The sequence below is a fragment of the Comamonas testosteroni TK102 genome, from assembly GCF_000739375.1.
Lineage (GTDB): Bacteria > Pseudomonadota > Gammaproteobacteria > Burkholderiales > Burkholderiaceae_C > Comamonas > Comamonas brasiliensis.
This window is the reverse complement of record NZ_CP006704.1, coordinates 4,509,737-4,531,779: the sequence shown is the minus strand read 5'-3', so window position 1 is coordinate 4,531,779 and position 22,043 is coordinate 4,509,737. Positions and strand designations below refer to the sequence as shown.

Here is a 22,043-nt window from a genome sequence, read left to right as displayed (position 1 = left end):
TGACTGCAACAACGGCAGTAGGCAAAATCAGCCCGAACCCGCCCGGGGCTGCGAGTGCAGACTAAAATTAGTGCTTTTGTTACCGAGTGATCACGCTAGGGCATATTGCAGGGCCTGATCTAAATGCGCGTCCGGGCCTTTGTATCTTTCACCATTGATGCCGATGAATCTCCTGCCAGATTTCGCCGCATGGGCTGTTGAATGCCCAGGAAAGGGGGCGCTGCGCGTATGTCGCAGATGAAGCAGCTGGCTCTGGATATCAGCATGGCGCCCGGCCCGACGCTTGCGCGTTTCTTCGTCGGCCCGAATGCTGCGCTGATCGATCATCTGCGTCACTGGGTGGGCGATGGTCAGCTGCAGCAGTCGCGTACGCCTGTGCCCACCTATCTCTGGGGAGAGGCCGGGTCCGGCAAGAGTCATTTGCTCAAGGCGGTGCGAGAAGCTTTGCGCGAGCAAGGCGCGATGGTGGGCTGGATGGATGCATCCACGCCGTTCCCGCCCGAGTTCGACGAGCGCTGGGCCGCCGTGCTCATGGACGATGTGGATATCTACACACCGTTCCAGCAGGCGCGTGCCTTCAACTGGTTTGTGAATGCCACCAGTCCCGCCACCGGCCTGCCGCGCTGGGTGCTGGCTGCGGGTCAGCTGCCAGTCGCCGATCTCAAGATGCGTGAGGACTTGCGCACCCGTCTTGGCTGGGGGCATGTCTATCAGCTGCATCTGCTCGACGAGTCGGCACGGCGTGCCGTGCTGCGTCAGGAAGCCGATGCCCGTGGCGTGTTTTTGAGCGACGAAGTGATGGATTACATGCTCAGACGCTTTTCTCGCGATCTGGGCTCGCTGATGCAGCTGCTGGACATGCTGGACGGTTTTGCCTTGCGCAACAAGCGCGCCATCACCATCCCGCTGCTCAAGACCATGCTGGAAACCGAGTGAGGCCTCCGGTCACGCTCCCCGCTTTGGCCATGCCACAGCATTTTTTGTTGGATTTGAATGTCGACTTCTGAATTGGCTATCAAGCCCAGGCTGGCCCTGTTTGACCTGGACCATACGCTGCTGCCGCTGGACTCCGACCATGGCTGGGGCGAGTTCTCCATCGCCATCGGCTGGTGCGACCGCGAGGAGTTCGGGCGCCAGAACGATGCCTTTTTTGACGACTATCTGGCCGGCCGTCTCAACATCCCCGACTATGTGCGCTTTGCCACGGCTGCTGTGGTTCAGCGCGGCGCGGCTGCGGCCATGGCTGCGCACCAGCGTTTCATGGATGAAGTGATTCGTCCCGCCATGAAGCCTGCCGCCCTGGCATTGGTGCAGCAGCACCTGGATGCGGGCGATACCGTGGTCATCACCTCGGCCACCAACGAGTTTGTGACGCGTCCCATCGCCCAGGCTTTCGGCGTGCATCATCTGCTGGCGACCGAGCTGGTGCGTGATGACAGCGGCTGGTTCACCGGCGAGATCGCCGGCACTCCCAATATGCGCGAGGGCAAGGTCGTGCGCATGACCGAATGGCTGACCCAGCGCGGCCTGCGCTGGGAGGACGTCGAGGCGACCTTCTACAGCGACTCCATGAACGATGTGCCGCTGCTTGAAAAAGTGGATCACCCGGTGGCCACCAACCCCGATGCGCGCTTGCGTGCCCTGGCCGAGGAACGCGGCTGGCGCATCGTGGACCTATTTAGCGAAGCACCATGATCAAGACCATTATTGACAAGCTGCTGGGCAAGGCGCCCGCAGCTCCCCGCTCGCGCAAGCCCAAGTTCGGCAAGCGTGAGGAAGTGCCGGTTCAGGTTCATGGCATAGACCCGAACCTGGTGGACCGTCGCGCCATCGACGTGGTGCAGACTCTCAAGCGCTCTGGCCACGAGGCCTATATCGTCGGCGGCGCCGTGCGCGACCTGCTGCTGGGCCTGCGCCCCAAGGACTTCGACGTGGCCACCGATGCCACGCCCGAACAGGTCAAGAATCTGTTTCGCCGTGCCTTCATCATCGGCAAGCGCTTTCGGATCGTGCACGTGGTCTATGGCCGTGGCCGTGAAAACGAAGTCATCGAGGTGTCCACCTTCCGGGCCTTTCTGGACAACAGTGCGGCCGAGCAGGTCAGCGGCAATGAACGTACCAGCAAGAATCAGCTCGCAGGGCTGAAACATGCCGTGGATGCCAGCGGCCGCGTTCTGCGCGACAACGTCTGGGGCCCGCAGGACCAGGACGCCACGCGCCGCGACTTCACCATCAACGCCATGTACTACGACCCCGAGACACAGATCGTGGTCGACTATCACGGCGGCATTGCGGATGCCAAGAAGAAGGTGCTGCGCATGATCGGCGATCCGGCCACGCGCTACCGCGAAGACCCGGTGCGCATCATTCGTGCCGTGCGCTTTGCCGCCAAGCTCAGCAGCAAGGGCTTCAAGCTCGAAGCCAAGACCGCCAAGCCTCTGGTCGAGTGCGAGCCGCTGCTGCAGGAAGTGCCGCAAAGCCGATTGTTCGACGAAATGCTCAAGCTGCTGCAGACCGGTCACGCGCTGGCCTCTGTGGCACAGCTCAAGGAATTGGGTCTGTCTCGCGGCATCTATCCGCTGCTGGACGTGGTCATGGAGCGCGCCGACCATCCCTTCGTGCAAGCCGCACTGATGGATACCGACCGCCGCGTGGCCGAAGGCAAGCCCGTGGCGCCCAGCTTCTTGCTGGCCTGCGTGCTGTGGCAGGACGTCAAGCAGGGCTGGGAAAAGCGTCTGGCCAAGAGCTATCACCCTTTCCCTGCACTGCAGGAGTCGATCGACGAGGTGTTCGATCAGCGTATCGGCGATGTCTCGGGCCGGGGCAAGCTGGCCGCCGATATGCGCGAGATCTGGGTCATGCAGCCACGCTTTGACAAGCGCACCGGAGCCACCCCGCTCTCCATGGTGGCGCAGCCGCGCTTCCGGGCCGGTTTTGACTTCATGCGCCTGCGTGCCGATATCGGCGAGGTCGAGGAAAGCCTGGCCAGCTGGTGGCAGGAATTCCAGCAGGCCGACGATGCCCAGCGCGATGACCTGATTGCCCAGGCCCGCGACGAGCAGCGCGCCCGCCAGCGTGCCCAGCAGCAAACGACTCCCAAGGTGCATCGCGTGGCGAAGAAAAAAGCCGAAGGCGACCAGGACAGCCCGCTGGATCAGGTCGCCGCGGAAGGCGATGCAGCAGCTCCCAAAAAGCGTCGCCGCCGTCGCCGCAAACCATCCGCTGGCGCTGCTCCTGCAGCCGGTGGCGATGAATAGACCGCCGGTCCTGGCGGCCGACACGGTTGCCGTCGGTCTCGGGGCCAATCTGGGCGATGCGCGCCAGACCCTGTCCCGGGCCGTGGCGGCGATGGCCGGGCTGGCCCGGACCGAGCTGCTGGCCGTGTCCTCGCTCTACAGCAGCAAACCCATTGATTCTTCCGGGCCTGACTATCTGAATGCGGTGGCGCTGCTGCGCACCGAGCAGGAGCCGCTGAATCTGCTGCACTCGCTGCAGGCGATCGAGCTGCAGGCCGGACGCGAACGCCCCTACCGCAATGCACCGCGCACGCTGGATCTGGATATCGAGCTATGGGGCGACAGGCAGTCGCAGGCTCCCGAGCTGATTCTTCCCCACCCGCGCATGTGGCAGCGCGCCTTTGTGCTGGTGCCACTGGCCGAAATTGCGCCCGGCTGCGTGAGCGCCGAACAACTGCAGGCAGTGGCAGATCAGGACATAGAACGCAGCCTGGTTCAGGGCTGGTGGATAGAACTGTCAGCGTAGTTCAGATTTGATAGCTTCTTGCGCTTGCCTGGCAAGCGATTGAGGCTGAAACTGACTGAAAAAAGCCCCGGGGCCGTCAGGCTGCCGGGGCTTTTTTATCAGTGCCAGGGTCCGTCAGTCGACCTTGGCGCCGGAGGCCTTGACGATGGGCTGGTACTTGGCTCGCTCGGCGGCCATGAACTTGTCGAATTCTGCAGGCGTGGAGCCCACGGGTTCGGCCATCAGGGCGTTGAAGCGGGTCTTGGTTTCCGGTGCGTGCAGGGCATCATTGAAGGCCTTGCTCAGCTTGTCCAGCACCGGCTTGGGGGTGCCGGCCGGGGCCACCAGTCCCCACCAGGTGTCGATGGCAAAACCGGGGTAGGTCTTGGACAGCGCGGGCACGCCGGGCAGCAGCGGCGAGGCGTTGAGCGAAGTCACCGCCAGGGCCACCAGCTTGCCGCTCTTGATATTGGGAGCGGCTGCAGCCAGGTTGTCGATATTGAAGTCCACCTCGCCAGACAGCAGGGCCAGCTGGGCGGGGTTGGCGCCACGGTAGGGTACGTGCAGTGCGAAGATGCCGGCCTTTTGCTTGAGCATCTCGCCGGCCAGATGGCCTGCGGAGCCATTGCCGCCGCTGCCGTAGTTGAGCTTGCCGGGATGGCCCTTGGCGTAGGTGATCAGATCGGCCACGCTATGGATCTTGAGCTGCTCGGCCTTGGCGGCATTCATCACCAGCACATTGGGCACGCGCACCATCTGGGTGATGCCGGCAAAGTCCTTGCCCGCGTCATAGGGCATCTTGGTATAGAGCCATGGGTTGACGGCATGCGTGGCCGTGGCGGCCAGGCCTATGGTCAGGCCGTCGGGCTGGGCCTTGGCAATGGCGTCGGCGCCGATATTGCCACCGGCACCGGCCTTGTTGTCGATGATGACGACGCCCAGAGAATCGCGCACCCGCTCTGCCAGAGCGCGGGAGGTGATGTCCAGCGGACCACCGGGCGCATAGGGCACGATCAGACGGATGGGTTCTTGGGCCTGGGAGAGAGGAGAGGCCAAGGCAGCAACGGCCGCCATGACCGAGAGAAGGCTGTTTCTACGGTTCATAGAGCTCTATTGTGCAAAAAATTGCAGCGGCTCCGGAACTGGCGGTTACTTGTGCAAGAAAATTGCGCGTAAACCCTGATGCGTCATGGAATGCATCGGGGCTTGCGAAAAACAGCGCTCTTACTTGTCCGCTTCGGAGGTGAAGGCGTCGGCGTAGAACTCTTCGGCAGGCAGGGCGCGTTCGCTGGTATAAGCGGCGCGAGCCGAATCCACGACGATGGGAGCTCCGCAGGCATAGACCTGGTAGCCGGACAGGTCGGCAAAGTCGTCCAGCACGGCCTGGTGGACAAAGCCGGTGCGGCCTGTCCAGGCATCCTCGGCCAGGGCGTCGGAGATCACGGGGACATACCTGAACTGGGGCATCGCGGCCGTGTGCTCGGCAATCCAGCTGGCGTCGTACAGATCGGAGGGGCGGCGGCCGCCCCAGTACAGCGCGACGGGGCGGTTGATCCCCTTGTGGCGCATATGCTCGATCAGGGCCTTGATGGGGGCAAAGCCCGTGCCCGAGGCCAGCAGGATGATGGGCTTGTCCGAGTCCTCGCGCAGGAAGAAGCTGCCGAACGGCCCCTCCACACGCAGGATTTCCTTTTCCTTCATGCCACCGAAGACATGGTCGGTGAACTTGCCGCCCTGCATGTGACGGATATGCAACTCGATGCCGGGCGCCGTTTCCTGCACATGAGGCGCGGTGGCCATGGAATAGGCACGGCGGGCGCCGTCACGCAGTATGAACTCCACATACTGGCCGGCGTGGTACTTGAACTTCTCGCTGGCCGGCAACTGCAGGCGCACCTGCATCACGTCATGCGACTTCTTCTCGAGCGCAGCCACGCGTACGGGCATCTTCTTGATGGGAAAGGAACTGGCATCCGTGACCTGGCGCGACTCCAGCACCACATCGCTGTGGGGTATGGCGCAGCAGGTCAGCACATAGCCGCTGGCTTCCTCCTCGGCGCTCAAAGCCTTGTCCGAGTGCGTGCCGTGGCTGACGTCACCGCTGAGCTTCTTGCACTTGCAGGAGCCGCAGGCACCGTCCTTGCAGCCGTAGGGCAGGCCGACGCCGGTACGAATCGCCGCAGCCAGAATGGTTTCAGCGCCCTGAGTGGCAAAAGCACGTCCACTGGGCTGGACGGTAATTTCAAACGAAGCGTGGGCAATCTCGGTCATGACGTTTTGGTTATCCTTGAAGGCGTATCCGGCAGCCTTTTTTGTCGGCGCTGCTGCTGTCGCAGCAACGCCAGCGGCTCCTTAGAACTTGTACGCACCAGGTCCCGATTTTGCCCTCAAACCAAAGCCCATTGGGCGCGCTGCCAGCGCGCTTTCGTCGTGAACGTCTATTGATCGTCGGCCACGGCGATGTGGGTCGGCGCGTGTCCCGATTGCTGCGCACTTCGGGCCGCGGCAGGCAGGCAGTCCAGGTGCTGGCCTTGAGCCGCAATCCGGAGCGGGCCGGTTTGCTGCATGCCCAGGCCGTGAGGCCTTTGTGGGGGGATCTGGATGATCCGGCCAGCCTGCGCAGACTGGCAGGTATCGCGACGCGTGTGCTGCACCTGGCGCCGCCTCCGGCACCGGCTGCCGGGGATGAACGCTGGTGGCTGGACACCCGCACCACGGCGCTGCTGCGGGCACTGCGCCTGCGCAGCCTGCCGCGCAGCCTGGTCTATGCATCGACCTCGGGCGTTTATGGCGATTGCCATGGGCAGTGGGTGAGCGAAACCCGATCCGTTGCGCCGACGACTGCCAGAGCTCAGCGCCGCGTGAATGCCGAACTCGCGGTGCGCTTTGCAGGGCGCTCGGGTCTGCGGACCAGCCTGCTGCGCATTCCCGGCATCTATGCCCCAGATCGGGAGGGCGGTACGCCCCGCACCCGACTGCAGCGTGGCACCGCCGTGCTGCAGCCCGAAGACGATGTCTATACCAACCATATTCATGCCGATGACCTGGCGCGTGCCTGCCTGCTTGCGCTGTGGCGTGGCAAGGCGCAGCGCATCTATCACGCCAGCGACGACACGCAGTTGAAGATGGGGGATTACTTCGATCTGGCGGCCGATCTCTACGGCTTGGCCAGGCCGCCGCGCATCTCACGCGAGCAGGCGCAGACCGAACTGCCCGCAAGTCTGCTGAGCTTCATGAGCGAGTCGCGGCGGCTGTCGAATCGGCGGCTCAAGCGCGAATTGCGGCTCAGGCTGCGCTATCCCACGGTGACTGAGGGCCTGCAAAGCTAGGCAGGGGGCCAAGAGCACGATCGTCCAAAATTGGCGCGGTCAGGTATTGGGCAGCAAGCCAGCGCCGCCGCGCAGCGAAGCTGTCGCTCCCTGGGGGAAGGCGCACAGCGCCTCAGGGGGACTACGGTATCGGATGAACGCCGCCGCGGTTGTCATAGCAGCGGAAGACATTGCAGTTGACGATCTTGGCGGGTGGCTGCGATGGCGTGGGACGTGCCGGCGGGTAGCGGTTGGGATAGCCATAGCCCCACTGCGGGCGGTTGATGGCATTGGGCTGCAGCGCCCGGCTTTGCTGCAGCTGCTGGTAGGCGGCTGCGCCCAGGCAGCTCATCTCCATCTGGGCCTGGGCCGCCTGGCTGCGCTCTCCCCAGGTGGCCGGATCGGGGCTGGCTTCGGCCAGAATGGCGTTGTAGCGCTCGCGGGCCTGGCGGCAGGCGGCTGTGTTTTCCAGATTGGCACCGGCCCGGGCCTGGGCTCTCTCGGCGGCTTCGCGCTCCTTGCGCTCCTGCTCTTCGCGCTGACGGCGCTGGGCATCGTCGCGCGCCATCTGGGCCTTGCTGCGCTCCCGCGCCTGGCTGGCATTGGCGCGTTCGGACGCAATTTCCTCGGCGCTTTGCGCCGCCTGAATCTGCGTGCTCATTTCGCCCGGGATGCAGCGGCCGTTGGTATAGGTCACCTCGCCGGTCTTGGCATCGACACAGCGCATGACCTGAGCCTGGGCCGTGCCTGCGATCAGCGCCCAGCCCAGCAGCAAGCCCAGCGGCAGCTTGCGCATGATGACGGTGGGAGATAGGGGCTCTGACATGACCGCTCCTTCAAAGGCGTTTGAGTGCCTGCAAATTATGAAGTGGCGGCAGGAAAAGCAGAAGCGGTGCCGTGCCGCAGCATCCGGTCAGCGCCAGTCGCCGCGAGGAGGAAAGCCTTGCTGCTGGCCTTCGCGCGGGCGTTGCTGCTGGCGCTGATCGCGCTCACGTTCGCGGTCTTGCTGTTGGCGGTCGCGGGCCTGTTGCTGGCGATCGCGTTCGGCCTGCATGCGGTCACGCTCGCGCTGCTGCGATTGCTGTTGCTGCTCGCGCTCCTGCTGGCGGCGCATCTGGTCCTGATCGCGGCGATTCTGGGATTGCTGACGATCCCAGTCGCGGCGCTGCTGGTCCCGGTCGCGCTGTTGCTGAGCGCGGTCGCGTTCCATCTGACGCTGCCATTGCTCGCGATCGCGCATGTTCTGGGCGCGATCGCGTTCCAGCTCGCGCTGGCGCTCCCATTGACGGCGTTCACGTTCGCGCCATGCCCAGTCATTGCGGTCCTGGCCCTGGTACACCGGGTAGGCGGGATAGGCCGGATAAGCAGGCTGGGTGCTGTAGACGGTGGTGGAGCCATAGCTGCCACCGTAGCCGCCCCCATAGCCGGAGTCGTACTCGCCCGGAACCGCGCACGCCGTGCACAGCACCGCCAAAGCCCCCATGCTGGCCCAGCGTGTGGAGGTGGACATCATTGCCTGCAGGGATGACTTCATGGCGGGTCGGTTGGAGGTGTGGGTGGAACAAGGCTTTGTGCTCTCAACGTCCGGCGGCTGTTCCGGGTTGACTTCATGATGTCACGTGCTCATCAAATGAGAGCATGTTTCGCTTTGTGGACGGTTGATGATGGCAGTTTTGTCTTGATTTTTCAGATTGGCGCCATAGTGACCCTTTTGTCAAAAGCGCAGCCAAAGCCTCGCTAGAATGACTTCGTCTTGCGGTGAATTCAGGTTCACTGCAAAGCAGCGTTCTCAGGGCGGGGTGCAATTCCCCACCGGCGGTATCTGCGGCAATGCCTTGCATTGACTGCAGCAGCCCGCGAGCGCCTGCAGTCTCGCCAGAGCCTGCAGGGTCAGCAGATCTGGTGAGATGCCAGAGCCGACGGTCATAGTCCGGATGAAAGAGATCGCGCAGCATTGGTCCGTGGTGCAGCTGTCGCTGCCGCATGGGCAGGTGTTCTTGCGCACGCCCTGATTCATTGGAATTTTCTGGAAATACCACCATGAATCAGACCCCCATCTCCATGAACTTTGCCACTCACGCGACTTCCGACGGTACGCCCTGGAAGGCTGTGGCCGGCCGCAGCCGCATTGCCATCATCAGTGCCAGCTGGCACACCGAAGTGGTCTACCAGGCACGCGATGCCGCCCAGGCCGAGCTCCAGGCACAAGGCGTGCAGGCAGGCAACATCACGCATTTCAGCGTGCCCGGTGCCTTTGAAATCCCGCTGCTGGCCAAGAAGCTGGCACAAAGCGGTCGTTTCGATGCAGTGATCGCCACGGCACTGATCGTCAACGGCGGTATCTATCGCCATGAATTCGTGACCACGGCCGTGATCGACGGGCTGATGCGCGTGCAGATGGACTCCGAAGTGCCCGTGTTCTCCGCCGTGCTGACGCCGCGCGACTTCCACGAACATGGCGATCATGTGGAGTTCTTCCGCCAGCACTTCGTGAAGAAGGGCGTGGAAGTGGCCCATGCCTGTCTGAGCACGCTGGACCAGCATGCCAAGGTGGATGCGTTCCTGCAGGCCAAGGCAGCCTGAGCGGCAGTTGTTGATAAAGGAACGCCCCAGTCTGGGGCGTTCTTCTTGGGTCCTGCTGCCATTTCGCGAGCATGGGTTGGCGGCGGCTTTTTCCAGCACAGCCCGGCGCACTTGCCGATCCCTGAAAACACTGATTGTTGTGCCGGTGTAGCACTCCCTGCACCTATGTGATTGCCTCATTGCCAATTGCCTGCCGCGGGGCATAAGGTTGCGTCTTGTCTCAACCGAGTGGAGTGCGCAATGAAGAATTTTGGCAAGTTGTGTATCGCGACAGTCGTAGCAGGTATGGCAGGCGGGGTGATGGCCCAGGAGCAGATCATCAAGATCGGCCACATCGGCCCGACCTCCGGCCCTCAGGCTCACTTCGGCAAGGACGATGAAAACGGCGTGCGCATGGCCATCGAGGACCTGAACGCCAAGGGCATGGAAATCGGCGGCAAGAAGGTCAAGTTCGTGCTGGTGGCCGAAGACGATGTGGCCGACCCCAAGCAGGGCACGGCCGCTTCGCAGAAGCTCTGCGATGACAAGGTCGCCGGTGCCGTGGCCTTTGTGAACTCCGGCGTGGCGATTCCTTCGTCCAAGGTCTTCCAGGACTGCGGCATTCCCATGATCACGGGCGCGGCGACCAACCCCGACCTGACTAAGCCCGGCTGGAACACCACCTATCGCGTGATTGCCAACGACAACGCCCTGGGTGCTGCACTGGCCACCTATGCGGCCAAGAACCTCAAGCTCAAGAACGTTGCCGTGATCGACGACCGCACGGCCTATGGTCAGGGTCTGGCCAATGTGTTCAAGAAGGATGCCGAAAAGCAGGGCATCAAGATCGTTGCCAACGAGTTCACCAACGACAAGGCCACGGACTTCATGGCCATTCTGACCTCCATCAAGGCCAAGAAGCCCGATGCCATCTTCTACGGCGGCATGTACGGTCAGGCCGGCCCCATGTTGCGCCAGATGGCCCAGCTGGGCATGAATGACGTCAAGATGTTCGGCGGCGACGGCATTTGCGTGACCGAGCTGGCCAAGGTGGCTGCAGGTGCCAAGCCGCTGGAGAACGTGGTCTGCGCCGATGGCGGCGCCTCCATTGCCAAGATGCCTGGCGGCACGGAGTGGAAGAAGCGCTATGACGCCAAGTATCCGGGCCAGTTCCAGGTCTACAGCCCCTATTTCTATGACGGCACCATGCTGCTGGCCGACGCCATGAAGCGTGCCAACTCCTGGGACCCCAAAGTCTATATCCCCTTCCTGCAGAAGTCCGACTTCTCGGGTGTGACCTCCAAGATCCAGTTCGAGAAGAACGGCGAAATGAAGAACCCCAGCTATACGCTGAGCCGCTATGTGAACGGCAACAAGACGCCTATTGATCTGAAATGATGGTTTGAGTGCGCAGGGCCATGTGGTGTGGCCTGTTTTGCAAAGCCTGCAGATGCCTCGCATTTGCAGGCTTTTTTGCTTTCAGCGCCTGGGCGGCAGGCCTGGATGGGTGCCAGGTCCTCGCAGGCTTGAGGATTGCGCTAGTTCTGCATACCCTGGAGCTGACCGAAATACTCGCGCAGCACCTCGATGGCCTCGCGCACCTTGGCGGGCAGGGTGTCGCGGCTGGCGGTGACGGCCCAGATGTCCAGCATGCCCATATTCCAGTCGGGCAGCAGGCGCACCAGGCTGCCAGACTCCAGACTGGCTGCCACGTCATGGGCCGAGAGCAGGGCAAGGCCCAGACCCGCTTCGCAAAATTGCTGCACCGCGCTGCGGTGGTTGCTGACCATGAGCGGGCGCACCTGCAGCCGGAACTCCTGGTTCGTGCCCTGCTGTCGCCATAGAAAGTCGGCCTGGGCATCGTCGCTGCGGCTCATCTCCAGCCAGGGCAGCTGCGCCAGCTCGCCCGGGTGTCGAGGAGTGCTGCCATGCGCCTTGATCCAATGCGGCGAGGCGCAGAGCACGGTGGCGCTGCGCCCCAGATGGCGGGCCACCCAGCTGGAGTCCTGCAGATTGCCGAAGCGCAGCGCCAGATCCACGCGCGCCTGGATCAGGTCTATGGGGGCGTCATCCATCAGCAGGCGCAGCCGCAGCTCAGGATGCATGGCCAGCCACTTGCCGAGCGCCGGTGCCGCATGCTGGGTAAAGCCGGCTGGGGCGGCCAGACGCAGCTCGCCGCTGGGGCGTTGATGCTCGGCGGCCAGTTCGGCGCGTGCCCGGCTGGCAGCTTCGCACATGGCGGCACACTGGATGTAGAAGCGCTGGCCGGCATCAGTCAGCGTCAGCTGGCGCGTGGAGCGGTGCAGTAGTGTCAGACCGGCTTCCTGCTCCAGCTGACGGATGTGCTGGCTGACCGCCGAGGGCGTCATGGCGAGCTGGCGGGCGGCGGCGCTCATGCTGCCGCGCTCCACCACGGCGGCAAAAATGGCCATGCGTCTGAAATCTTCCATGAGGCTATTTTGAAGTGCGGCTTCAAGGTCATGGTGGCTGAAGGGGGTTTTTTTCGCGATTAATGCCGATTAATCTTTAGCCCTGTTGAAGATACAAGGAGTTTTTTCATGAAAGTTGCATTGATTGGCGCCACGGGTTTTGTCGGTGCCGGATTGCTGGATGAGCTGCTGCGTCGCGGTCATGATGTCGTGGCCCTGGTACGCAAGCCCGAGGCCGCTGCCGCACGCGAGCATGTGCAGTTCGTCAAGGCCGATGTGCTCAACGCTGACGAGGTGCAGCGAGCCGTGACCGGCTGCGACGCGGTGGTCAGCGCCTATAACGCAGGCTGGAACAATCCCGATATCTATGCCGATTTCATGCAGGGCTCGCGTGCCATCGTGCAAGGTGTCAAGGCTGCGGGCATCAAGCGCTATCTGGTCGTGGGCGGCGCCGGCAGCCTGTATGTGAATGGCCAGCAGCTGGTGGATTCGCCCGACTTCCCGGCGTTCATCAAGCCCGGCGCCTCGGCGGCGCGCGACATGTTTGCCGAGTTGCAAAGGGAAGTCGCTCTGGACTGGACCATGCTGAGTCCGGCCGTGGGCTTTCATGGCGGCTCCGATGCGCAATCCAGGGGCCGCACTGCCGAGTACCGCACGGGCAAGGACGAACCGTTGATGCAGGCTGACGGTCAGCCCGGCGATATTTCGGTGCAAGACCTGGCCGTGGCGCTGATCGATGCACTGGAGCAGGGCCTCCATGTGCGTGAGCGCTTCACGGTGGCCTATTGATTCTGCCGTAGATCCTGCTGCTGCTTGGGCCTGCGCTTTACCTGGGGCGCAGGCGTCTAGAGCCACTTGAGCTGCCGCGGATGGCGGTGCGTGTCTGCACAAGGTCAGCGCGAGCGCTATCCGGCAGTTGTTTCTATAGTGGTGCTTTCAGCGACGGAAACGCCCATGAGTTCACAGTCGTCACTGCGCACTGCGGTCAAGGCCATGGCCGTGTTCGAGGCCACCAAAGGCGTGGCGGCGCTGTTGGGGCTGTGGGGCGTGCTGAGTCTGCTGCACCACGATATCCATCGCCTGGTGCTGGAGTTGATCGGCCATGCGGGCCTGTCGCCTCAGCAACGCTATCCGGCCCTGCTGCTGCAGGCCGCGGATGCCCTCAACGTCACGCCGGTCAGTACGCTGGTGCTGCTCGGCTGTCTCTATGCGGCCGTGCGCTTCATCGAGGCCTGGGGGCTGTGGCAGGACAAGGCCTGGGGGGAGTGGTTCGGCGTACTGGCCAGCACCGTGTACCTGCCGTTTGAGCTGCTCCATCTGCTGCATCGCAGCAGTTGGCAGGCGATGCTGGTGCTGGCCTTCAATATTGCACTGGTTCTGGTGCTGCTGACCAGGCTCATTCAGAAGCGCAGGCAGGCCCTCGTCCCTGCAATGGCTGCGGAATAAGCGGACTGTGCGCCCTGTTTGACGCATGGGCGCGCACAATTCGGTCTTTATGCTGCGTTGCAGCAAGCTGCAAATTCATGACAGAGCCCTTAGCCTCTCCGATCTCCACCTCGATATCTCCTGCCCGATCCCCCGCCCAGGCCTGGCTCAGCGTCATTGCGCTGGCGCTGGGCGCTTTTGTCTTCAACACCAGCGAGTTCGTGCCCGTCGGTTTGCTCAGCAGCATTGGCGCCAGCTTCGAGATGCAGGTGGAGCAGGTGGGGCTGATGCTCACCATCTATGCCTGGGTGGTCGCGCTGGCCTCGCTGCCCTTCATGCTGCTCACGCGCAAGGTGGAGCGGCGCAAGCTGCTGATGGGCGTGTTCGCGGTGTTTGTGCTCAGCCATCTGCTCTCGGGCGTGGCCTGGAGCTATGCGTCTTTGGTCATCAGCCGCATCGGCATTGCGCTGTCGCATGCGGTGTTCTGGTCCATCACGGCCTCGCTGGCCGTGCGCGTGGCGCCGCCGGGCAAGAAGGCCATGGCGCTGAGCCTGCTGGCCACGGGCACCTCCGTGGCCATGGTGCTGGGCATTCCGCTGGGTCGCATCGTGGGTGAATGGCTGGGCTGGCGCATGACGTTTCTGGCCATCGGTGGGGTGGCGGCGGCGGTGATGCTGGTGCTGGGCAAGCTCTTGCCTCTGCTGCCCAGCGAGAACGCGGGCTCCCTGTCCAGTGTGCCCATGCTGTTCAGGCGCCCGGCCCTGGTAGGTATCTATGTGCTGCTGGTGGTGGTGATTACCGGTCAGTTCACGGCCTACAGCTATATCGAGCCCTTTGTGCAGGACATTGCCGGCCACTCCGGCGATGTGACCACGGCCGTGCTGCTGCTGTATGGCGGCATGGGCATTGTGGGCAGCGTGCTGTTCGGCTGGTTCGGTATGCGCTTTCCGCGGGGCTTTCTGCTGTCGTCCATCGGCGTGCTGGCGCTGAGCCTGCTGCTGCTGGTCATGAGCAGCACGCATGTCTGGAGCCTGTATCTGCAAAGCTCGGTCTGGGGCATTGCCATGATCTGCTTTGCGCTGTCCATGCAGTCCAAGGTACTGAATCTGGCGCCGGATGCCACCGATGTGGCCATGTCCATGTTCTCGGGCATTTTCAATATCGGCATTGGCGGCGGCGCGCTGCTGGGCAGCATCGTCAGCCAGCATTGGGGCATGACACATATCGGTCTGGTGGGTGGCCTGCTGATTGCGCTGGGCGGCGCGCTCTGGCTGTTCATGATGCTGAAGCTGGCCGACAGCTTTCGTTTGAAGTCCTAGTTTTGTATACAAAACTGGCCTGACTCTTGCATGGGTGGTTTGTCTCAAATTTTTTTAGAGAGGAAACCACCCATGAAAGCGTTTGCCGCTACCTTCACCACCATCGCCCTGGCTGCGGCCAGCCTGTCGGCCCAGGCCCAGAGCTCCGTGCAGCTCACCGGCACCATCGACAGCTATGCCGGCTCCATGAAGCTGGCAGGCCAGCAGCGCGTGGCCTCGGTCGGCTCCGGCGGTCTGACCACTTCCTGGTGGGGTGTGAAGGGCGTGGAGGATCTGGGCGGCGGCCTCAAGGCCGACTTCAATATCACGAGCTTTTTCCGTGCCGATACCGGTACCCCCGGCCGCTTTGATGCCGACCCCTTTTTCTCGCGTGATGCCAATGTGGGTCTGGCTGGCAGCTTTGGCCGCGTGAGCCTGGGCCGTGGCCTGGCGCCTAACTTCCTGCCCACGGTGCTGACCAATCCGTTTGGCGACTCCTTCACGGTCTCGCCGCTGGTGCTGCATGCGAATATGACGACGGCAGCCTGGGGAACGGACAGCCTGACCACGGCCTCCAACACCGGCTGGAGCAACCAGATCCTGTATTCCACGCCCAGTTTCGGCGGCCTCAGGGCCAATGTGCATTACCAGTTCGGCGAGCAGACCAGCAGCGGCAACAAGGGCAAGAAGAATGTGGGCCTGAACCTGATGTACTCGGGCGGACCGCTGAGCCTGACCGCGTTCTACGAGCGTGCGCAGATCAACAACCCGGTATCGCTGGCGGTGATGCCGACCAAGAGCAACTGGATGGTGGGCGGCAGCTATGACTTCAGCGTGGCCAAGCTCTATGCGACGTACGGCCAGGCCAAGATCAATGCCCAGGATCGCGAGAACACCACCTACTCGCTGGGTCTGGACATCCCCGTCAGCGGCACGCCTGGAACCTTCAAGGCTGCGGCTGCACGCACCAAGTCGGAAGTGGGCAACGTCAGCGGCACACGCACCACCGTCAGCCTCGGCTACGACCATTTCCTGTCCAAGCGCACCGATGTCTATGCGGTGGCCATGTATGACCGCGTGAGCATGGACATTCCCAACAAGTCCGGCACCAGCGCCCTGGTGGGTATCCGCCACCGTTTCTGAGAACAGGTCTTGCATTGCACCAGTTTCATGCATGAGCACCTGGCTTGTGCATGAGGCGGGGCCAAGAAAAAGTCCTCGCCGGTATGTGCCGGCGAGGACTTTTTTTCATGTGCCGAAGACGCTTACTCGTCCATCTTCAGGTTCTGCTTTTGCACCACGTTCTTGTAGACGGCCAGCTCTTCGGCCATCTGCTTGGCAAAGGCTTCGGGGGTGTCGGCCATGATGATGGAGCCGCTTTCCTCGATGCGCTTCTTCACGTTGGGGTCCTGCACGGCCTTGCGCACGGCCGCGTTGATCTTGGCCACGACGTCCTTGGGCAGGTTCTTGGGGCCGACGATGCCGTAGTACGCCATGCGGTTGACCTGGGGCAGGCCGACTTCCTTGAAGGTCGGCACATCAGGCAGGGCTGCAATGCGCTGCGGAGCGGCGACGACCAGGGCCGTGAGACGCTTTTCCTTCACAAAGGGCAGAGTGGAGGGCAGGTTGTCGAAAATCAGCGGCACCTGACCGGCCACGGTGTCGTTGAGCGCAGGGCCCGAGCCACGGTAGGGCACGTGGGTCATCTCGGTCTTGGTTTCCAGCTTGAACATTTCCATCATCAGGTGGGTGATGGAGCCCAGGCCGGGCGATGCGTATGAGTACTTGGCGGGATGGTTCTTGATCTCGGCCAGGAAGCTCTTGTAGTCCTTGCCGGCGAACTTTGGGTTGGCCGCAATGATGTTGGGCGTGGCGGCAATGTTCACGATGGGCGTGAAGTCGGTGGCCACGTTGTAGGGAATCTTGGGGTTGATGGCCGGATTGGTCGCCGTGGTGGAGACGGTGGCAATGCCGAGGTTGTAGCCATCGGGGGCCGCGCGCGCGGTTTCGGAGGCGCCGATGCTGCCGCCGCCGCCGCCCTTGTTTTCCACCACCACGGACTGGCCCAGTTCACGGCTCAGAGGCTCGGCAATGATGCGGGCAATCAGGTCGGTCGTGCCGCCGGCGGCAAAGGGCACCAGCAGTCTGATGGGCTTGTTGGGGTAGTTGCTCTGCGCCTGGGCTGCGCCGCAAACGGCGAGGGCGGCCACGACGGTGGCGGTGAACTTGAACATGTTTGTCTCCTTGGTGTGATGTGTGAAAGGCAGGCACCGATCTATGCCGTGCTCTGCCCAGGTGAAAAGGGTGTCAGATCGCGCCGCGCTCCCGCAACAACGTCAGATCGGCAGGGCTCAGCCCCAACTCCAGCAGCACCTCGTCAGTGTGCTGACCCAGTGCGGGCGGTGCGTTGCGGTAGGTCACGGGCGTGGCGGACAGCCGCATGGGGCTGGCCACGGTGGCCATGGCAGAGATGCCGTGGCCCGCGCTCGACGGCAATGTCTTGTGTATGCCTCGGGCCTTGACCTGCGGGTCGTCAAAAGCCTGGGCGATGGTGTTGATGGGCCCGCAGGGCACGGCCTTGTCCTCCAGCAGCGCAATCCAGTCGGCGGTGCTGCGCTGGCGCATCTGCGGCTTCATCAGCTCAAGCAGCGCCGCGCGGTTGCGCACGCGGGCGGTATTGGTGGCAAAGCGCGCATCCTGCGCCCAGGCTTCCTCGCCGATCGCTGCGCAAAAGCGCGCGAACTGGCCGTCATTGCCGATGGCCAGCAGCACATTGCCGTCCAGCGTCGGGAAGTCCTGATACGGCGCCAGGCTGGGATGGGTGTTGCCGGCGCGGCCCGGCGCCTGGCCGGTGGCCAGAAAGCCGGCGGCCTGGTTGGCCAGCACGGCCATGCCCACATCCAGCAGCGCCATATCGATGTACTGACCCTGGCCACTGCCATTTCTCGCGTTGTCGCGGGCGTTGAGCGCGGCCAGGATGGCATTGCTGGCATACAGCCCCGTGAACACATCGATCACGGCCACGCCCACCTTCAAGGGGCCGCCGCCGGGCTCGCCATCGGCATGGCCGGTGATGCTCATCAGGCCGCACATGGCCTGCACCATGAGGTCATAGCCCGCGCGTTCGGCATAGGGGCCGTCCTGGCCGAAGCCCGTGATGGAGCAGTACACCAGGCGCGGGTTCAGCACCTTGAGACTCTCATAGTCCAGACCGTATTGCGCGAGTCCTCCGGTCTTGAAGTTCTCCACCACCACATCGGCCTCTTGCGCCATGCGCTGCAGCAGCGCCCGGCCCTCGGGGTGCGCCATGTCCACGGTGATGCTGCGCTTGTTGCGGTTGCAGGCCGTGAAGTAGCTGGCCTCGCGCGTATCGTTGCCCGCGTCGTCCCTGAGGAACGGAGGCCCCCAGTGGCGTGTGTCGTCGCCGGCGAGAGGGCGCTCTACCTTGATCACATCGGCCCCCAGATCGGCCAGCATCTGCGTGGCCCATGGACCCGCCAGCACGCGCGACAGATCAAGCACCTTGAGGCCTGCCAGCGCGCCGGTGGGAGTGGTTGTCGATGCATTCATGTCGGAGAAGTCCAGAAACCGGGTGAAAAACTATGAAAACAGTAGCTTCTTGCGCTTTATTGGTATGGATTTTGATAGAAAAACTATCAAAAACCCATGCAAATAAAGCGGTAGAAGCTAACAAATAGATAGCGAAAGGGCTTTTATTGCTGGAGGCCGGCACCGCCTCTTTCGCAAGGGGAACGAGCAAGGGCCGTCCCGCAGCGAGGTTCCCGTCCCCCTCCGGCGCGAAGCGCCAGAGAGGGGGACGGCGGCATAGCCGCTCAGGGGGAGTTAATTAGCAAACGCCGCAATACCGGTCTGGGCACGACCCAGGATCAGCGCATGCACATCGTGCGTGCCTTCGTAGGTGTTCACCACCTCGAGGTTCACCAGATGGCGGGCCACGCCGAACTCGTCGCTGATGCCGTTGCCGCCCAGCATGTCACGCGCCATACGGGCGATGTCCAGCGACTTGCCGCAGTTGTTGCGCTTGATCAGCGAGGTGATCTCGATCACGTTCTGGTGCTCGTCCTTCATGCGGCCCACGCGAAGCGCGGCTTGCAGTCCCAGCGTGATTTCGGTCTGCATATCGGCCAGCTTTTTCTGGATCAGCTGGTTGGCGGCCAGGGGGCGGCCGAACTGTTTGCGGTCCAGCGTGTACTGGCGGGCGGTGTGCCAGCAGTCTTCTGCCGCACCCAGGGCGCCCCAGGCAATGCCGAAGCGGGCGCTGTTCAGGCAGGTGAACGGGCCCTTGAGGCCGCGCACATCGGGGAAGGCGTTCTCTTCGGGGCAGAACACGTCGTCCATCACGATTTCACCGGTAATGGAGGCGCGCAGACCCACCTTGCCGTGGATGGCCGGGGCGGACAGGCCCTTCATGCCCGTTTCCAGCACAAAGCCGCGGATCTGGCCCACCGTGCCGTCCTCGCTCACTTCCTTGGCCCAGACCACGAACACGTCGGCCACGGGGCTGTTGGTGATCCACATCTTGTTGCCCTTGAGGCGATAGCCGCCGTCGACCTTGTAGGCGCGCGTGGCCATGGAGCCGGGGTCGGAGCCGTGGTCGGGCTCGGTCAGGCCGAAGCAGCCGATGAATTCGCCCGAGGCCAGCTTGGGCAGATATTTCATCTTCTGCGCTTCGGTGCCGAACTCGTTGATGGGCACCATCACCAGGGACGATTGCACGGAGGCCATGGAGCGGTAGCCGGAGTCCACGCGCTCGATCTCGCGCGCCACCAGACCGTAGCTCACATAGTTCAGGCCTGCACCGCCGTACTGCGTGGGGATGGTAGGGCCCAGAAGGCCCAGCTCGCCCATCTCGCGGAAGATGCTGATGTCCACCGATTCATTGCGGAACATGGCTTGCACGCGGGGCTTGAGCTTGTCCTGGCAGTAATCGCGTGCGGCGTCGCGGATCATGCGCTCGTCTTCGGTCAGTTGCTGGTCGAGCTGGAAGCAGTCGTCCCACTGGTAGCCATTGGCCATGTTCGTCTCCTGAATGCAAGGTGTCGGGCTGCAGGCGCTTTCTCGCCTGAGTGCTTGCACACATCTTAGGTGGCCGAAATGGAGGCTGGCAAACGATGAATAATCATCTATGGATGAGAAAAATGCATGTATAAGTCGAATAGATCTGATTTTGACTTTGATCTGCTTTTTATGAATGCGTCCAAGGAATACGTAATATGCGCAGAGTGCTTCCCTCCACCCAGGCCCTGGCCTGCTTCGAATCGGCTGCCCGCCATATCAGCTATACCAAGGCCGCACAGGAGCTGTCGCTGACGCAAAGCGCGGTCTCGCGCCAGATCATTGCGCTGGAGGAGTTTCTGGGGCTGGCCCTGTTCAGGCGCACGCGCCATGGCGTGCTGCTCACCGATGCGGGCCGGCATTACGCCACCCAGGTCGGGCGCTGGCTGCAGGGGCTGGAGCGTGACACCCTGGATCTGATGAGCCACCAGGGCGAGGGCGGCCCCATCAATCTGGCGGCCGTGCCTACTTTTGCCACCCGCTGGCTGCTGCCACGCCTGCCGCAGCTGGCCCAGCAGCATCCCGATATCACCGTCCACATTGATGTGCAGACCCGGCCTTTTCTGTTTGCCGACACCGTGTTCGATGCAGCTCTTTATGCGGGCACGCCCGGGCAGGTGGAACGCTGGCCTGGCGTGCAGGCGCAGTGGCTGATGGACGAAGAAGTCGTGCCCGTGTGCAGCCCGCAATTGCTGGCCACGGCCCAGCAGCGCGATCCGGGCCGTGCCTGGCTGCCGGTGGGCCCCGAGGTGATTGCGCGCCTGCCGCTGCTGCAGCAAAGCACGCGTCCGCAGGGCTGGCGCCAGTGGTTCGACGCGATGCATGTCGATGCGCCGCGGGCACTCGACGGCATGCGGCTTGAGCTGTTCTCCATGCTGGCCGTGGCCGCCAGCCAGGGGCTGGGCGTGGCGTTGATCCCGCCCATGCTGATCGAGCAGGAGATTGCACGTGGCGATCTCATCGTCGCCTGCCCGCAGCCGCTGCGCGGCAACCGCGCCTACTATCTGGTCACGCCCGAGCTGGCGGCCGAGGCGCAAGCCTCGCCGGCGCTGCGGGTGTTCAGTCAGTGGCTGCAGCACAAGGCGCAGGAAGCCGCTGGCCGCAAGCCAGAGCGCCAGCCTTGAAATACAGCTTTGACCGGATATCTGCCGGGATTTGGGCTGCCAAAGCATGTATCTCAGCAAGAATGATTGCTTGCCCAGTCAGCAAAGCGCTGGCTGCTATGAATTCTTGCAGTGGAGAGTCGAATCATGTCTTTCAGCCAAAGCCTGTGGAGTGCCAACCAGGCGCTGTTTCAAAGCACCCTGGAGCTGCCCTTCAACCAGGAGCTGGCGGCCGGCACTCTGGGTCGGGAGCGCTTTTGCCACTACATGATTCAGGATGCGCATTACCTCGTCGCCTATGGCCGCGCGCTGGCCGTGGCGGCGGCCAAATCCGATAACGCCGAAGGCGTGGTGCAGTTTGCCAATGCCGCCAATGAGGCCGTGGTGGTGGAGCGCGCCCTGCATGGCGGCTTCATGCGCGATTTCGGCATCACGCCCGAGCAGTTTGCGGCCACGCCGCTGACGCCGGCCTGCCATCACTACACCAGCTATCTGCTGGCCACGGCCTGGAGCGCCACTTACCCGGTGGCCGTGGCCGCGCTGCTGCCCTGTTTCTGGATTTACGCCGAGGTGGGGCGCGACATTCATGCGCGCTCGGCCAAAGACAATCCATATCAGGCCTGGGTGGATACCTATGCCAGCGAGGAGTTCCACGCGGCAGTGCGCGGCGTCTGCGCCACGGTGGATCGCCTGGCCGAGGAGGCCACCGAGACCACGCGTGCGGCCATGCATGCAGCCTACAAGGATGCGGCCCGGCTGGAATGGCTGTTCTGGGACAGTGCCTATCGCCTCGCCGATTGGCAAGGGCCGCTGCGCTGAGAGCCTGGTGATGCCGATGGCGTGTTGATTAAAAAATAATCAGCGCTCGGATTATCCAGTTCCGATAAGGACTTAACTCGCTTATTCAGGGCGTTGCCGGGGGTTGTCCACAAGCTTGTAGCGATTTGTTGGGGAGAACTGCTCTGCAGCCCAATTCAGACCTGCCTGAGCTGCTATGAAATGCAGAGTTTGAGGGTTCTGGGTCCCGCAGGGTGTGGTTTGCCTAAAAAATGGGCGGGTTCCTGAAAATCATTTGAAAACAATGGCTTGATCTGCTTATCC

Annotated in this window: 21 protein-coding genes and 1 riboswitch; of the genes, 13 read left to right on the top strand and 8 right to left on the bottom strand. The window is 63.0% G+C overall.

Annotated elements, in window-relative coordinates; translation table 11 throughout:
* The first annotated feature begins 237 nt into the window (after positions 1–237).
* The 4 genes from hda to folK are packed head-to-tail and all read left to right on the top strand — an operon-like array spanning position 238 to position 3,762.
* Positions 238–936, top strand: a complete 699-nt coding sequence (gene hda / locus O987_RS20460; RefSeq protein ID WP_003070849.1) for a DnaA regulatory inactivator Hda — start codon at positions 238–240, stop codon at positions 934–936.
* A gap of 57 nt (positions 937–993) precedes the next feature.
* Positions 994–1,695, top strand: coding sequence for an HAD family hydrolase (locus tag O987_RS20455; RefSeq protein ID WP_003052618.1), 702 nt, complete (start codon positions 994–996; stop codon positions 1,693–1,695).
* The gene (pcnB, locus tag O987_RS20450) at positions 1,692–3,257 is read left to right on the top strand and encodes a polynucleotide adenylyltransferase PcnB (RefSeq protein ID WP_043374436.1); all 1,566 of its coding nucleotides are present in this window, start codon (positions 1,692–1,694) and stop codon (positions 3,255–3,257) included. Before O987_RS20455 ends, pcnB begins: the two co-directional genes overlap by 4 nt.
* Positions 3,250–3,762 carry a 2-amino-4-hydroxy-6-hydroxymethyldihydropteridine diphosphokinase gene (gene folK / locus O987_RS20445; protein ID WP_043374433.1) on the top strand — a complete coding sequence of 171 codons (513 nt, stop codon included), beginning with the start codon at positions 3,250–3,252 and terminating at the stop codon, positions 3,760–3,762. Before pcnB ends, folK begins: the two co-directional genes overlap by 8 nt.
* A gap of 114 nt (positions 3,763–3,876) precedes the next feature.
* Here the strand turns inward: folK and O987_RS20440 are convergent, their stop codons facing one another.
* Together O987_RS20440 and O987_RS20435 are read right to left on the bottom strand one after the other, a co-directional pair.
* Positions 3,877–4,845, bottom strand: a complete 969-nt coding sequence (locus O987_RS20440) for a Bug family tripartite tricarboxylate transporter substrate binding protein (protein ID WP_003052626.1) — start codon at positions 4,843–4,845, stop codon at positions 3,877–3,879.
* 120 nt (positions 4,846–4,965) lie between these two features.
* Positions 4,966–6,012, bottom strand: coding sequence for a CDP-6-deoxy-delta-3,4-glucoseen reductase (locus O987_RS20435; protein ID WP_043374430.1), 1,047 nt, complete (start codon positions 6,010–6,012; stop codon positions 4,966–4,968).
* 110 nt (positions 6,013–6,122) lie between these two features.
* Between O987_RS20435 and O987_RS20430 the strand changes: the two genes are divergently transcribed.
* Complete coding sequence (locus O987_RS20430) at positions 6,123–7,070, top strand: NAD-dependent epimerase/dehydratase family protein (protein ID WP_043374428.1); 948 nt, start codon at positions 6,123–6,125, stop codon at positions 7,068–7,070.
* Between the two features lie 121 nt (positions 7,071–7,191).
* Here O987_RS20430 and O987_RS20425 read toward each other — a convergent pair whose 3' ends face one another.
* Both O987_RS20425 and O987_RS20420 read right to left on the bottom strand, forming a co-directional pair.
* Positions 7,192–7,875 carry a DUF4124 domain-containing protein gene (locus tag O987_RS20425; RefSeq protein ID WP_003052635.1) on the bottom strand — a complete coding sequence of 228 codons (684 nt, stop codon included), beginning with the start codon at positions 7,873–7,875 and terminating at the stop codon, positions 7,192–7,194.
* Positions 7,876–7,962: 87 nt separating this feature from the next.
* On the bottom strand, positions 7,963–8,583 hold the full coding sequence (locus O987_RS20420; RefSeq protein ID WP_232536045.1) for a hypothetical protein: 621 nt from the start codon (positions 8,581–8,583) through the stop codon (positions 7,963–7,965).
* A gap of 247 nt (positions 8,584–8,830) precedes the next feature.
* A riboswitch (FMN riboswitch) is annotated at positions 8,831–8,999 on the top strand.
* A gap of 90 nt (positions 9,000–9,089) precedes the next feature.
* Here O987_RS20420 and O987_RS20415 point away from each other — a divergent pair.
* Together O987_RS20415 and O987_RS20410 are read left to right on the top strand one after the other, a co-directional pair.
* Entirely contained in the window at positions 9,090–9,632 is a 543-nt protein-coding gene (locus O987_RS20415) for a 6,7-dimethyl-8-ribityllumazine synthase (protein WP_043006880.1), read from the top strand.
* A 240-nt stretch (positions 9,633–9,872) separates the two neighbouring features.
* Positions 9,873–11,009 (top strand): branched-chain amino acid ABC transporter substrate-binding protein, encoded by a 1,137-nt coding sequence (locus tag O987_RS20410; protein ID WP_003052646.1) that lies wholly within the window; start codon positions 9,873–9,875, stop codon positions 11,007–11,009.
* Positions 11,010–11,149: 140 nt separating this feature from the next.
* On the opposite strand, the gene O987_RS20405 is transcribed toward O987_RS20410, so the two are convergent.
* Complete coding sequence (locus O987_RS20405) at positions 11,150–12,061, bottom strand: LysR family transcriptional regulator (RefSeq protein WP_043374424.1); 912 nt, start codon at positions 12,059–12,061, stop codon at positions 11,150–11,152.
* Positions 12,062–12,169: 108 nt separating this feature from the next.
* On the opposite strand from O987_RS20405, the gene O987_RS20400 reads away from it, so the two are divergent.
* The 4 genes from O987_RS20400 (at position 12,170) to O987_RS20385 (ending at position 15,906) form a co-directional block, all read left to right on the top strand.
* Complete coding sequence (locus O987_RS20400) at positions 12,170–12,829, top strand: NAD(P)-dependent oxidoreductase (RefSeq protein ID WP_043374423.1); 660 nt, start codon at positions 12,170–12,172, stop codon at positions 12,827–12,829.
* Between the two features lie 165 nt (positions 12,830–12,994).
* Positions 12,995–13,486 (top strand): DUF2127 domain-containing protein, encoded by a 492-nt coding sequence (locus tag O987_RS20395; RefSeq protein ID WP_043374421.1) that lies wholly within the window; start codon positions 12,995–12,997, stop codon positions 13,484–13,486.
* A 77-nt stretch (positions 13,487–13,563) separates the two neighbouring features.
* On the top strand, positions 13,564–14,784 hold the full coding sequence (locus O987_RS20390; protein ID WP_043374418.1) for a sugar transporter: 1,221 nt from the start codon (positions 13,564–13,566) through the stop codon (positions 14,782–14,784).
* A gap of 72 nt (positions 14,785–14,856) precedes the next feature.
* The gene (locus tag O987_RS20385) at positions 14,857–15,906 is read left to right on the top strand and encodes a porin (RefSeq protein WP_003052664.1); all 1,050 of its coding nucleotides are present in this window, start codon (positions 14,857–14,859) and stop codon (positions 15,904–15,906) included.
* A gap of 122 nt (positions 15,907–16,028) precedes the next feature.
* Here O987_RS20385 and O987_RS20380 read toward each other — a convergent pair whose 3' ends face one another.
* The 3 genes from O987_RS20380 to O987_RS20370 form a co-directional block, all read right to left on the bottom strand.
* Positions 16,029–16,997: a tripartite tricarboxylate transporter substrate binding protein BugE gene (locus O987_RS20380; RefSeq protein ID WP_003052667.1), complete on the bottom strand. Its 969-nt coding sequence runs from the start codon at positions 16,995–16,997 to the stop codon at positions 16,029–16,031.
* Positions 16,998–17,070: 73 nt separating this feature from the next.
* Positions 17,071–18,333: a CaiB/BaiF CoA transferase family protein gene (locus O987_RS20375; RefSeq protein WP_043374416.1), complete on the bottom strand. Its 1,263-nt coding sequence runs from the start codon at positions 18,331–18,333 to the stop codon at positions 17,071–17,073.
* 273 nt (positions 18,334–18,606) lie between these two features.
* Entirely contained in the window at positions 18,607–19,800 is a 1,194-nt protein-coding gene (locus O987_RS20370; protein ID WP_043374414.1) for an acyl-CoA dehydrogenase, read from the bottom strand.
* A 197-nt stretch (positions 19,801–19,997) separates the two neighbouring features.
* Here O987_RS20370 and O987_RS20365 point away from each other — a divergent pair, with 197 nt between their 5' ends.
* Together O987_RS20365 and tenA are read left to right on the top strand one after the other, a co-directional pair.
* Entirely contained in the window at positions 19,998–20,963 is a 966-nt protein-coding gene (locus O987_RS20365) for a LysR family transcriptional regulator (RefSeq protein WP_043008342.1), read from the top strand.
* Positions 20,964–21,089: 126 nt separating this feature from the next.
* Positions 21,090–21,761, top strand: a complete 672-nt coding sequence (tenA, locus tag O987_RS20360; protein WP_043374409.1) for a thiaminase II — start codon at positions 21,090–21,092, stop codon at positions 21,759–21,761.
* Positions 21,762–22,043 lie beyond the last annotated feature (282 nt).